Below are 13,304 nucleotides of genomic sequence, written 5' to 3'. Positions count from 1 at the left end.
GCTCCCGCCGCTTGTGTGAAAACCGACCGTCGGCCATTCATCGGTCACAAGTTCGCGCCCACAGGGGGTGGGGGTTTATCATCGCCGGCACGACCCATCTCCGCCTTCAGAGACCGCGCATGACTTTCGATTTTGATCAGGTATTCGACCGCCACGACACCGGCAGCACCAAGTGGAGCCGCTATCCGGCCGACGTGTTGCCGATGTGGGTCGCTGACATGGATTTCGCCGCGCCGCCGGTGGTCATCGAGGCGCTGCAACAACGCCTGCTGCACCCGCTGGTCGGCTACAGCGTGGCCCAGGACAACCTGCGCGAGGCCATCGTCGCCGACCTCTGGAACAAGTTCGCCTGGCGGGTCAAACCGCAAGAGCTGATCTTCCTGCCGGGGGTGGAATCGGGTTTCAACATGGCGCTCAAGGCGCTGGTACAACCGCAGCAGAACGTCGTAGTGCAAACCCCGAACTACCCGCCGCTGCGCCATGCGCCAGGCCATTGGGGCCTGAACAAGGTCGAACTGGAATTCAACGCCCAGGCCGACGGCACCTACGCCACCCCGCTGGACGCACTGCGTGAATCCCTGAAAGGTGGCGGCGCCCTGCTCCTGAGCAACCCGCACAACCCGATCGGCAAGGTCTTCGGCCGTGAAGAACTGCAAGCGGTTGCAGACATCTGCGTGGCGCAGGACGCCTGGATCATCTCCGACGAGATCCACGCCGAGCTGTGCTACGACGGCCGCGTGCACATTCCGACCGCGTCCCTGAGTCCGGAAATCGCCCGGCGCACCATCACCCTGATGTCGGCGAGCAAGGCCTACAACATCGCCGGCCTCAAGACCTCGTTCATGATCATCCAGGACGCCGCGCTGCGCGAACGCGTCAACCACGCCCGTTGCGGCATGGTCGACAGCGTTAACCCTTTGGGCATGGAAGCCACGCGCGTGGCCTACAGCGAGGCCGGCCCATGGCTTGAAGCGCTGAAACACTACCTGCAAGCCAACCGTGACTGGCTGGTAGACGCCGTGCGCAGCCGCTTGCCCGGCGTGACCATCAATGTGCCGCAAGGCACGTACCTGGCCTGGCTCGATTGCTCGGCGCTGGATCTGGACGACCCGCAGAAATTCTTCCTTGAACACGCCCGCGTCGGCCTCAGCCCTGGTCTGGATTTTGGCGAGCACAGCCAACAGTTCGTGCGCCTGAACTTCGGCTGCCCACGTTCGATGCTGGAAGAAGGGATCGCGCGGATGGAACGCAGTCTGGCGAATCGCAAGGCCTGATTTACCCCAGGGCCAGGAAGGCACTGTCGGTCAGAAAAAGTGAACCGGCGCTCGTGACACGTCTCAATACCTTCAAGGCCCCAAGCAGGTCGCGAGGGGCAGGACGGGCCGGCAACCATGACATTTATCATCTGGGTGGCAGTACTCGGTGCCGTCTTGCTGACCCTGGCGCTGACGTCGTCCTACCTGCGCTGGATGCCTGTGACGACGTCGGCGGTCTGCCTGTTGCTGGGCGTAGGCATCGGGCCGTTCGGGCTGGATCTGCTGAAGTTGCCGCTGGACGAGGCCTCTTTGTGGATGGAGCACCTGACCGAAGTCGCGGTGCTGTTTTCCCTGTTTGTCTGCGGTTTGAAACTGCGCTTGCCGTTGCGCGACAAACGTTGGCGGATCGCATTTGGCCTGGCGGGGCCGGTGATGGTGCTGACCATCATTGGTGTGTGCCTGCTGTTGCACTTTGGCCTGCACATGCCGTGGGGCCCTTCGTTGCTGATCGGGGCGATTCTGGCGCCGACCGACCCGGTGCTCGCGGCGCTGGTGCAGGTCAACGATGCGCGGGACGTCGACAGCGTGCGGTTCGGCCTGTCGGGCGAGGCTGGGCTCAATGACGGGATTGCCTTTCCTTTCGTGATCCTCGGCCTGTTGCTGCTGCACGGTGAAGGTTTTGCCGCCGAGTGGCCCGACTGGGTGCTGCGCAGCCTGCTCTGGGCCGTACCCGCCGGATTGCTCAGCGGTTACTGGATGGGGCGGGGTATTGGCCGTCTGACCCTTTCAATGCGCATCCGCAACGATGACAGCACCCTCAGCCCCAACGACTACCTGGCACTGGCGTTGATCGCGCTGGCCTACGTGGTGGCGGAATCCATCGGCGGCTACGGTTTTCTGTCGGTGTTCGCCGCTGGCCTGGGGTTGCGGCAGGAGGAAGTCAAATCCACCGGCGTCCACCAACCGCCCGCCGAGCATCTGGTACAACCGGTGGTCGGCCATCAGAACGTCGAACCGCAGCACGCGGTGCACGGCGACACCGAACGACTGGAAGACAGCCAGGTGGCCGCCGGCATCATGATGGGTGACATGCTCGCCTTTGGCAGTCTGGTCGAGCGGGCCATGGAGGTGTTTCTGGTCACCCTGCTGGGCGTGGTGCTGGTCAGTCACTGGGACTGGCGGGCGCTGTTGGTCGGCGGGGTGCTGTTCTGTGTCATCCGCCCCGCCTGCGTGGCGTTGATGCCGTGGGGATCGCTGCTTGCGGGGCGCCAACGGTTATTGATCGGCTGGTTCGGCATTCGTGGCATCGGCAGTCTGTTCTACCTCTTTTATGCGCTGAACCATGGGCTGGGCGACAGCGTGGGTACGCTGTGTACCGACCTGACCCTGTCGGTGGTGGCGCTAAGCATTTTGCTGCACGGCGTCAGCACCCAGCCGATTCTCGCCCGCTATGAGCTGCATAAAACACGCAAAACCTGAACTCACTTCATCAACCGGGCAATGATCTCCACCAGATTCATCTGGTTGAACGGTTTCGACAGTCGCGGCAGCTCCGCTGCAAAGCCTTCGAGGCGCTCGGCATAACCGGTGGCGAGAATGATCGGCAGGTCCGGCTTGAGCAGGCGCACGGCGTGAGCCAGTTGCGCGCCGCTCATCTGCGGCATGGCCATGTCGGTGATCATCAGGTCGATGACCTCGCCCTGATCGAACAACTCCAGCGCCTGGGCACCGGAGGTGGCGCTGACCACCCGGTGGCCGAGGTCTTCCAGCAGCAGGACCGTGCTGGTGCGCACCAGGCTGTCGTCATCCACCACCAGCACGCTGAGACGCGGTACCGTTTCGGTAGACGCAATCGGGCCAAGCGGTTTGGCCGCGACACCGTCGATGGCCACCGGCAACCACAGTTCAGCGGTGGTGCCCTGCCCCTGGGTACTTTTCAGAATGAATCGGCCACCCAGTTGTTCGATGAAGCCATGGACCATCGACAACCCCAGCCCGGTGCCCTTGCCCAAACCTTTGGTTGTAAAAAACGGATCGGTCGCCGACGCCAGCGTTTCAGCGTCCATGCCCTCACCGGTATCGGTCACCCTCAGGCAGACATAGCGCCCTGCCGCCATCTTCGAATCGTGCTGTTCAAGCACCACTTCGGGTTCGGCACTGATGGTGACGCTGCCGCCCTCGAGCATGGCGTCACGGGCGTTGGTCGCCAGGTTGAGCAGCGCCAGTTCGAGTTGGTTGCTGTCGGCCAGCACCGCTTGCAGATCTTCGGGAAACTGCGTTTCGATGCGGATCCCCGGCCCCAGCGAACTGCGCAACAGCCCGGTGATGCCCTGCACCAGTTTCGGGATTTCGACCGGTTCGGTCTTGAGCTCCTGACGCCGGGCGAAGGCCAGCATCTGTTGGGTCAGCGATACACCGCGCAATGCACCCTGGGTGGCGTTCTCCAGCAGACGGCTGACTTTCGGGTCGTCGCCCAGGCGTTTGCGCACGATTTCCAGGTTGCCGAGGATCACCGTCAACAGATTGTTGAAGTCGTGGGCAATGCCGCCGCTGAGTTGGCCGATGGCCTGCATTTTCTGCGCCTGGAACAGCGCTTCGCGGGTTTTCTCCAGTGCCTGCTGCGCCTGGGTAGCCTCGGTGACGTCGCGGGTGATCTTGGCAAAACCGAGCAAGGTGCCGGTGTCGCCGCGAATCGCATCGACCACCACATGGGCCAGAAACCGCGTGCCGTCCTTGCGCAGGCGCCAGCTCTTGTTCTCGAAACGGCCCTCGCGCACCGCGGTTTCCAGGGCCCGCTGGGGTTCTCCGATCTCACGGTCTTCCGGGGTGTAGAACATCGAGAAGTGCTTGCCGATGACCTCGTCCGGCTTGTAACCCTTGATCCGCTGCGCGCCGGGGTTCCAGCTGGTCACCCGGCCTTCCGGGCTGAGCATGTAGATCGCATAGTCGGTGACGCCCTGCACCAACAGGCGGAACTGTTGTTCGCTCTGCTTGAGAGTTTCTTCGGCCATCTTGCGGTCGGTCAGGTCGCGGGTGATCTTGGCGAACCCGAGCAGTTGCCCGCTCGGGCTGAAAATCGGATCGATCACCACGTGGCACCAGAAATGCGTGCCGTCCTTGCGTACCCGCCAGCCTTCGCCTTCGAACCGGCCTTCACGAATCGCCGTGTCCAGCGCTCGCTGCGGCAAACCTTTTGCGCGGTCCTCATCGGTGTAAAACCGGGAAAAGTGTTCGCCGAGGATTTCCGCTTCTTCGTATCCCTTGAAGCGCTTGGCGCCGGAGTTCCAGCTGGTGATGATGCCCTCGGGGTCAATCATGTAGATCGCATAATCGACCACCGCATCGATCAGCAAACGAAAGCGCATGTCTTCGATAGCAGCGGACTTCTTGTTCTCGCTCATCAGGCTTGGCTCAAAACAGTTTTTCAATCACTGGAGTATGCGTCAAACCGGCGGTTTGGAAAGGTGCTTCTGAGAGATCAGGTTGCCACCAGCGCGGCAGCAATTGCCGGATGCGACTTTCGGCAAAGCGATCGTCGATCAGCATCACCACGCCGCGATCCTGCTGCGTGCGGATCACCCGTCCGGCGGCCTGTACCACTTTCTGCACGCCGGGGAACAGGTAGGTGTAGTCGTAACCGGCACCAAAGATCGCGGCCATGCGCCGCTTCATCTGTTCATTGACCGGGTTGAGCTGGGCCAGCCCGAGGGTCGCGATGAACGCGCCGATCAGCCGTGCGCCGGGCAGATCGATGCCTTCGCCGAACGCGCCGCCGAGCACGGCAAAGCCGACGCCCTGGCTGTCGGCGGTGAATTGATCGAGGAAATCCTGGCGCGCCCCTTCGGTCATGCCTCGAGATTGCTGCCAGCGGGTGATGTGCGGGTGCCGCTCCGCCAGCAACTGCGCGACCTGTTGCAGGTAATCGAAACTGCTGAAGAACGCCAGATAGTTGCCCGGACGTTCGCTGAACTGGCGGGCGATCAGCTCGACAATCGGTTCCAGTGATGCCTGACGGTGCGTGAAACGCGTGGAAATCCGGCTGACGATCTGTACCTGCAATTGCTCGGCGCTGAACGGCGACTCGACATCGATCCACACTGTGTCGGCCGGCGTGCCAAGCAAATCAGCGTAATAGTGGCGCGGGCTGAGGGTTGCGGAAAACAGCACGCTGCTGCGCGCCGCCGTCAGGCGCGGGCCGATGAACGCCGCTGGCACCACGTTGCGCAGGCACAGTTGCGATAACGGGCGTTTGCGCTCGAGGTCGCGTTTGCTGATGTCGAACAGGTAATGCGCGTCGAACAGTTCCGCCACGCGGCCGAATTGCAGCATTTCGAAATAGAAGTTCTGCAACGCGCTGTCGAGCCCTTGCGGGTGATCGTTGAGGTAGTCGCCAATGCTCGCCGTACAGGATGAGAGCGCCTGCAACAGTTTTTCCGGCGCCTTGTCGTAGGCCTGATACGGCGCCAACTGGTCATTGTGCAGGGCGTTCCATTCGCGGTTGACCCGTTGCAACGACTTCTTCAAGGCCTCGGGGGCGGTTTTGCGCACGCTGCCCAGTGTCGCCTGATCGAGGGTGGCGCTGTACATCTGCCGTCCGCGCTCGACCAGGTTGTGCGACTCGTCCACCAGCACCGCGACGTTCCATTGATTGAACTGGGCCAGACCGAACAGCAGCGCGCTGAAATCGAAGTAATAGTTGTAGTCCGCCACCACCACGTCGGCCCAGCGGGCCATTTCCTGGCTCAGGTAGTACGGGCACACCCCGTGCTGCGCCGCGACGTCTCGCAGCGCGGCCTGATCCAGCAGACGCAATTGGCTGGCGGCTGCGCGGGCAGCGGGCAAGCGATCGTAAAAGCCTTGGGCCAACGGGCAGGATTCGCCGTGGCAGGCCTTGTCCGGGTGTTCGCAGGCCTTGTCCCGGGCGACCATTTCCAGTACTCGCAGGGGCAAGGTTTCGCTGTGATCGAACAGCACTTGCGCCGCATCCAGCGCCAGTTTGCGTCCGGGGGTCTTGGCGGTGAGGAAGTAGACCTTGTCCAGTTGCTGCGGCGCCAACGCCTTGAGCATCGGAAACAGGGTGCCGAGGGTCTTGCCGATCCCGGTCGGGGCCTGGGCCATCAGGCAGCGGCCGGTGCTGACAGCCTTGAACACCGATTCGGCGAGATGACGCTGGCCAGGGCGAAACGCGGCATGGGGGAACCCCAGTTGCTGCGCCGCCCGGTTGCGCGCTTCGCGGTGGGCCATTTCCTGTTCGGCCCACGCCAGGAACAAACCGCACTGTTGTTCGAAGAACTGCCGCAGCGCATCGGCGCTGAACGCTTCGACCAGACAGGTTTCCTTTTCCGTGACGATGTCGAAATACACCAGCGCCAGATTGATCTGCTCAAGCTGCAAACGACAGCACATCAACCAGCCGTAGATTTTCGCCTGGGCCCAATGCAGCGAGCGGTGATTGGCCGGTTGCTTGCTCAAATCACCGCGATAGGTTTTGACTTCTTCCAGGCAGTTCTGCGTCGGGTCGTAGCCGTCCGCCCTGCCCTTGACCTTCAACGGTCCGAATGCGCCCTCCAGCGCCACTTCGCTCTGGTAGGCGTCGTTGCGCCGGGACGCCACGGTGCGATGCCCGGCAATCCCCTCCAGCGCGGTCGGTGACGGGGTGAAGCGCAAGTCGAGGTCACCGGTTTTCGCGGTGAATTCGCACAGCGCCCGCACCGCGATGCTGTAGCTCAAGCGCCCTGCTCCGCCCATTGCACGTAACACACGGCGACCGGCATGCGGTGCGTGTGGCAGAACTCCAGCCAGCGTAATTGGTTGTCCTGCAAGCGATCGCCGGGGCCTTTGACTTCGATCATCCGGTAGGTCTTGTGCTGCGGCCAGAACTGGATCAGGTCGGGCATGCCGGCGCGATTGGCCTTGATGTCCAGCAGCAGACGGCTGAACCAGTGCTTGAGGTGTTCGGCCGGCAGACAGGCCAGCGCCTGCTCTAGCAGCTCTTGATTGAGCGCGCCCCAGAACACGAATGGCGACTGCACGCCCCATTTGGCGGCGAACCGTGCGCGGATGGTGTCGGCATAACGGCCATCGTCGAGTTCGGCCAGACAGGCCTGAAACAGCTCGGCGCGTCGGGGCTGGAAGTCTTCATTGAGCAGATCCACCGGCCCGCGCTGGAACGGGTGAAAGAACGCGCCCGGCAGCGGCGCGAAGATCGCCGGCCAGCACAGCAAGCCGAACAGTGAGTTGATCAGGCTGTTTTCCACGTAATGCACCGGGCCTGCTTCTTCGTGCAGGTGCGCCTGAACGTGATATTCCACCGACAATGCCGGATCGAGACGCGGCAGGTGCAGGTCCAGTCGCTCGACCAGGCCGGGCGCCGTGCGCTTGATCGGTGGCCCGCCGAGCTTGCGCCGCAAGCGTGGCAACACCCGTTGCAGGCCCTGCTGTTCGGTGGCGGTTTCCGGCGCCTGCTCGGCAATGACCGCCAGTTCCAGCGCCAACGCATATTCGGTGCTGCGCTCCAGCACGCGGATCATCCGCAATCGGGCGCCGGGATAGGCGCAATCGCGATAGATCTTCAGAGCCAGGGCAAATTCGCCAATGCGCTCGCAGTATTGGCCGATCTGGAACAACAGCTTGCCGCGCCGGCGTTGCAGCCAAGGGTTGTCGAAATGCAGCGCCGCGACCTGTTCGACGATCGGCTCCAGCGGCTCGCCGGCTTCGAAAGACAGCTGGCAGTCGTGAAGAAACAGGCAGGCATCGACGTCGGCACGGCTGCGCAAGCCCCGGGAATCAGCGCTGAATTCGACTTTTTCATAAGTGAAAATGCCGAGGTCGGCGAGCACGAACTCCGACCAGTCCTGATAGAGGTTGCCGAAGAACATCAGGCGAAAACGATCGCACAGGTCCATCAATGTCAGGCTGAACAGTCGATCCGCCAGCGCCGGGCACCATTGCAGGAAACTGCGGGGCTCGGGGAACTGTTCGTGCAGCTGCGGCAACCAGTCGGCTTTCTTGCCTCGGGGCTGATCGATGGCCGGGCCGAAGGCTTGCAGGATCTCGGCCTTGAGCAACACCTCGAACAGATCCGCCATCGACAACGGCGCCTGTTCATCGAGCCAGCCCTGCTCCAGCAGCGGTTGCGCCGCCTCGGCGATGTCGCCGATTTCCGGATAACTCAGCTTGCCGGCACGAAAATGCACGCCCTTGCGCATCACCATCCGCACCAGCAATCCCTGGGATCCGCGCGGCAGTGTCTTGAAGTCGCGGATGAAGGCGTGCTCCGCTTCGCTCATGACATCGGCGTAACGAAGCTCAAGCCAATCAAGCACCTGGCGGAAGTTGTTGAGGTAATAGAACGGGTCGTCGAGGGGATTGGCAGTCACGGTGATTTCGGGGCCATGGCAAGCGAGTACTGGTTATGCGTACAGATACCAGCCTGCCCCGGCGGGCGCAAACGGAAAAAGATCAGTGGCACCTTCATTGCGGATTTTTTTCAGGTGGCCATCGAACTTTTCCCGGCGTAATGGCACCAACCGCGTTAGAGGCCGACAATGGTCGAAACAAACAGGAATGCTGCTTATGAAAATCAAGACGCTCGGGATCCCGTTGGCTGTAGCGGCCCTGCTGACCCTGGCCGGTTGCTCGACCCCGACGGTGGTTACCTTGCAGAACGGCACCCAATACCTGACCGAGGACATGCCCGATACCAAAAACGAGGACGGCTTCTATGAGTTCAGGGATATTTCCGGCGCCAAGATCCGCGTGCGTGCCGATGAAGTGGCCACGGTGCGCAAGGAAGACTGACGGTTACCCCATCAAAAAAGGCTGCGCTCCTGTTGGAGCGCAGCCTTTTTTGCATGTGTCAGCGGGGTAACGCCATGCCCGGGAGGGAGCCGTCGCAGTTCAACGCACGCTCGCCGCGCCGGACCATTTCTTCCTGCAAGCGCTGGCAACGCTGACGCTCCTGTTGCGCCATGCGGTCGATGCTCAGGTTGCCGGTCATTTCCGGCTCATTGTTTTCGCCGATGCGAACGGTCACGGACGGTTGTTCGGGCTGGATATGAAAGCGGGTTTTCTCTTCAACGGGTTTGACGTCATCGCTTTCGGCCGGTTTTGGCAGTTGATCGGTGGTGACGCCATAGCGGCTCAGAATCGAGCTGTGAGGCAGATCGGCCCAGGCATTGGCCGACAGCAGCGCCAGTCCCGCAATCCCGACAAACCTCTTGAAACCTTTCACGTGTGAATCTCCTGTACTCGTTGGCGACCCTTGGATGACGAACGTTGCCATCATGGCTTTAGGCCGCATTTCCTGTTGGTGCAGGGATTGGAGTCAGGGAATGGCTGGTGAGTCACTTTTGATATGGGGAGGGAATGCGCTCCCTCCCCACCCTTGCCGTCAGGCGATCACGATCCCGTCGGCACTCAGGCTGTTCAACGCAACCCCGACCAGCGTCACCGAATCAGCACCGAATTTCAGCACCGTGTCCTGTCCCACCGCCGTGGCATGGGCGCGGAAGTCATCGCCCGGCAACACCCCCTGCACGCCGAGGAACACCAGTTTGTCGTTGGCGGTGTAACCCACCACGCGATCCTGGCCGAACGCGCCGCTGAACAGGAAGGTATCCGCCCCGCCACCCGACTCCATCAGATCATTGCCGGCGCCGCCGACGAACACGTCGTTGCCCGTCCCGCCGATCAGATGGTCGTTGCCGTCCAGGCCGAACAGCCAGTCACCGCTGGCCTTGGCCTTGAGGGTGTCGGCACCGCCGGTGCCCTTCACGCTCGATTCGTACTGGGTGACGTTGTTGCCGACCTTCAGGCCGTCCGCTGTCACGCTGTGGGTCACGTCGTCCTTGAACAGGCCCCAGAGGAAGCCCGGCTCCTTGGTGACGATGCTGCCGATGTCGCGGGTGATGCTGATCCCGCCGTTGGCATCGCGGATGTACAGGTTGCCGGCGCCGTCGTTGGCGAAGTCGAAGGTATTGACTGACTTCTGCAACTCCAGGGTGTTGTTGCCCGAACCGCCGAGCAGGATGTTGTAGCCCCCGCCGTCGCGGAAGGTATCGTTGCCGGCGCGGCCCTCCAGATAATCGTTGCCGCTGCCGCCCTGGATCAGGTCATTGCCGTCGCTGCCGATGATGAACGTGCTGCCCTTGTGGGTTTCGGCGTTGCGGTTCAGGTCCTGCACCCAGGTGTTGGCCCGCGCCGGATCCGACAGGTTGGCGACGATGATCGTCGAGTCCTTGCTGGTCAGGTCGTAGAACTTCGACTCGATCACCCGGTTCATGCCGTCGCCATAAGCGGTAGGCAGGTGCGAGATCCAGGTCGGGATGTTGACGATCGAGAACGGCAGCACGTTCCACGCCGCCGAGGCGTAGTGGTCGTTGAAGCTGACGATGTTGTCGGTCGCCGATTCCTTGGGCGCGTCGTGCACGCCGAGCGAGGCGCCGGTGAAGGTCGAGCCGTCGAGGGCGCGGAACACCGGATCGTTTTCGTAGCCGACGTTGAGCACCTTGTCGGTGCTGCTCTGGGTCGGCGAGGCGTAGGCGATGTAGTTGGAGTCCTGGAAGAACCCGCCCCATTTGCTGGTGCTCAAGTCCGCCATGCTGTTGACCGCCAGCCCGCCGAGGCTGTGACCGCTGATCAGCACGTCCTTGCCGGTGAGGCCGTTGGCCTTGGCGAACGCCACCACATCGTTCATCAGGTTGCCGAAGGCTTCGCCGACGTAGTTCTTGGCGTAATCCTCAGGTCCAAATGCGGCGAGCAGGTCGTTGATCACGTCACCGATGGAGTCGCCGATCAGGATTTCCCGCGGGCCGCTGGTGCCGCGAAAGGCGATGCCGATTTCCGTCAGATGGCCCTGCGCGTCGTATTTGCCGAGGATTTCCACCTGGGCGCTGGTGTAGCCGGCTTTTTCGCCGAAGAAGGTGCCGCGCGCATCGGTCTTGCCCTCGTAACCCAGTTGCGAGGCGGTGATCGGGGTCCATCCGGCTTTTTTCACCGCGTCGAGTGCGGCTTTTTCCGAATCGGGGTTCCACGGAATGCCGGGGATCACCCCCTGGGAATCCGTGCCGCCGATCAGCGCGGTCACCAGCGTGGCCGGCAAACCGAGGCCGAAGCCGTTGTGCTGATAACCGACGGCAAAGCCGTTATCGAGGTTGTGGTAGGAATACAGCGTAATGGCCATGGCGTCGCTGAACAGCGCCTTGGATTCCGCCGTACCGAAATTCTTGTAGTCATACACACCCATTGCTGTTGCCTCTCTCTTTGTTGGAATTGTTCAGAGATAGCTCACAACCAGAACGCCCCTCCCGAGGCGCCCCGGAGCATTTCAGTACAACTTTCGTTTGTCAGGCGAAGATGAAACTCGAATCCGACAGGTTAGCCACACCGACCCCGACCAGCGTCACGGCAAAGTCGCCAATCTTCAGCACGGTATCGCTTCCGGACTGCGACGCGTGTTGCTTGTAGTCGTAGCCCTGCCCTGCGCCTTCGACGCCCATGAATACCAGTTTGTCGCTGCCCTGGTAGCCATTGATCGCGTCGAAGCCGAACGCCCCGCTGAACAGGAAGGTGTTGTTGCCACCCACCGCGCTCATCACGTCGTTACCGGCGCCGCCGACGAAGGTCACGTGGGCCTTGTCGCTTTGCAGGTGATCGTTGCCGCCCAGGCCGAACAGCCAGTCGCCGTCAGCGGTGGCTTTCAGGGTGTCGCCCATGGCGCCGCCGCTGAGCGAATGGTTGTACTGGGTCAGTTCGGCACCGTTGGCCAGGCCTTTGGCGGTGACGGTCCAGGTGATTTCCTTGCTGCCCCACCACGAGCCTGACTCCTTGCTCACCAGCGCGCCGATGTCACGGGTCATGCTGATGCCGCCATAGGCGTCACGCACGTACAGCGTGCCGTCGCCATCGTTGGCGAAGCTGAAGTTCTGCAACGGCTTTTGCAGCTCGAAGGTGTTGTGGCCCTGGCCACCGAGCAGGATGTTGAAACCGCCGTCGTCACGGAAACGGTCATCGCCGCCCAGGCCTTCGAGGAAGTCGTTGTCCGCCCCGCCCTTGAGCCAGTCACCGCTGTCGGTGCCGATGATGAAGGTGCTGCCGGTGTGCGGCTCGCCGCTGCGGCCCAGATCCTCGACCCAGGTCTTGCCCCGCGACGCTTGCTCAAGGTTGGAGACGATGATCGTCGAATCCTTGTGGGTCAGGCCGTAGAACTTCGACGCGATCACCCGGTTCAGGCCGTCGGCATACCCCAGCGAGCTGTGGGCCGACCAGTTCAGCGGATTGGCGATGCTGAACGGCACCAGGTTCTGCGCGGTGGACGCGTAGTTGTCGTTGAAGTTGACGATGTTGTCGGTGGTCGAATCGTGCGGCTTGTCGTGCTTGCCCATCGACGCGGTACTGAACGTGGTGCCGTCGAGCACGCGGAACACCGGGTCGTTCTCGTAACCGATGTTCAGCACGTTGGTACCGGTGCTGCTCTGGGTCGGCGAGGCGAACGAAATGTAGTTGGCGTCCTTGAAGAACCCGCCCCAGTTGCTCGCGCTCAACTCCGCCACGCTGTTGACCCCGAGACCGCCGAGGCTGTGGCCGCTGACCAGCACGTCCTTGGCCGCGATGCCGTGGGCGACAGCGAAAGCGGCTACCGACTTGAGCAGGTTGTCGAAGGCGTTTTTCGCGTACTGGGTGGCGTAATCCGTCGGGCCGATGGCGGCCAGCAGATTGTTTTTCATGTCGCCGAAGGTGTCGCTGTAACCCAGCCCGCCGGTGCCCCGGAAGGCCACGCCGATGCCGATCAGCTTGCCCGCGGCGTCGTACTTGCCGAGCACTTCGGCTTCGGCGCTGGTGAAGCCGTCCTTCTCGCCGAAAAACGTGCCCTGCGCCCCGACCTTGCCCTGATAGCCCAGCGCCGTGGCGCCGATCGGCTTCCAGCCGGTGCCGGGCAATGCCAGCCCGGTCGGCGTGTAGGCATACAGCGTCAGGGCGATGGCGTCGCTGTACAGCGCTTTGCCGTCGGCATTTTTGTAATCGAACAATCCCATGTTGTGCTCTCTC

Annotated in this window: 9 protein-coding genes; 3 read left to right on the top strand and 6 right to left on the bottom strand. The window is 62.3% G+C overall.

From position 1 onward, the window contains the following. Positions 1–119: 119 nt before the first annotated feature. Both KJY40_RS15225 and KJY40_RS15220 read left to right on the top strand, forming a co-directional pair. Positions 120–1,274 (top strand): MalY/PatB family protein, encoded by a 1,155-nt coding sequence (locus KJY40_RS15225; RefSeq protein ID WP_230730913.1) that lies wholly within the window; start codon positions 120–122, stop codon positions 1,272–1,274. A 117-nt stretch (positions 1,275–1,391) separates the two neighbouring features. After that, complete coding sequence (locus KJY40_RS15220; protein ID WP_230730911.1) at positions 1,392–2,735, top strand: cation:proton antiporter; 1,344 nt, start codon at positions 1,392–1,394, stop codon at positions 2,733–2,735. Between the two features lie 2 nt (positions 2,736–2,737). Here KJY40_RS15220 and KJY40_RS15215 read toward each other — a convergent pair whose 3' ends face one another. The 3 genes from KJY40_RS15215 to KJY40_RS15205 are packed head-to-tail and all read right to left on the bottom strand — an operon-like array spanning position 2,738 to position 8,635. Continuing rightward, positions 2,738–4,657, bottom strand: coding sequence for a hybrid sensor histidine kinase/response regulator (locus KJY40_RS15215; RefSeq protein WP_230730909.1), 1,920 nt, complete (start codon positions 4,655–4,657; stop codon positions 2,738–2,740). A 10-nt stretch (positions 4,658–4,667) separates the two neighbouring features. After that, a complete protein-coding gene (locus tag KJY40_RS15210) occupies positions 4,668–6,986 on the bottom strand; it encodes an ATP-dependent DNA helicase (protein WP_230730907.1) in 2,319 nt (772 codons plus the stop codon). Further along, a complete protein-coding gene (locus KJY40_RS15205) occupies positions 6,983–8,635 on the bottom strand; it encodes a VRR-NUC domain-containing protein (protein ID WP_230730905.1) in 1,653 nt (550 codons plus the stop codon). The genes KJY40_RS15210 and KJY40_RS15205 overlap by 4 nt, the downstream gene beginning before the upstream one ends. A 196-nt stretch (positions 8,636–8,831) precedes the next feature. Between KJY40_RS15205 and KJY40_RS15200 the strand changes: the two genes are divergently transcribed. Then, positions 8,832–9,056: a YgdI/YgdR family lipoprotein gene (locus KJY40_RS15200; RefSeq protein WP_230730904.1), complete on the top strand. Its 225-nt coding sequence runs from the start codon at positions 8,832–8,834 to the stop codon at positions 9,054–9,056. A gap of 58 nt (positions 9,057–9,114) precedes the next feature. Here the strand turns inward: KJY40_RS15200 and KJY40_RS15195 are convergent, their stop codons facing one another. The 3 genes from KJY40_RS15195 to KJY40_RS15185 all read right to left on the bottom strand — a co-directional run bounded on the left by KJY40_RS15195 (position 9,115) and on the right by KJY40_RS15185 (position 13,291). Next, a complete protein-coding gene (locus KJY40_RS15195) occupies positions 9,115–9,489 on the bottom strand; it encodes a hypothetical protein (protein ID WP_230730903.1) in 375 nt (124 codons plus the stop codon). A 159-nt stretch (positions 9,490–9,648) separates the two neighbouring features. Next, positions 9,649–11,502 (bottom strand): polyurethane esterase, encoded by a 1,854-nt coding sequence (locus KJY40_RS15190; protein ID WP_230730902.1) that lies wholly within the window; start codon positions 11,500–11,502, stop codon positions 9,649–9,651. 100 nt (positions 11,503–11,602) lie between these two features. Beyond that, positions 11,603–13,291 (bottom strand): polyurethane esterase, encoded by a 1,689-nt coding sequence (locus tag KJY40_RS15185; protein WP_230730901.1) that lies wholly within the window; start codon positions 13,289–13,291, stop codon positions 11,603–11,605. Positions 13,292–13,304 lie beyond the last annotated feature (13 nt).

This window comes from Pseudomonas fitomaticsae (genome assembly GCF_021018765.1).
GTDB lineage: Bacteria > Pseudomonadota > Gammaproteobacteria > Pseudomonadales > Pseudomonadaceae > Aquipseudomonas > Aquipseudomonas fitomaticsae.
Note: the sequence above shows the minus strand (reverse complement) of the source record. Positions and strands in the feature narration are given on the sequence as shown.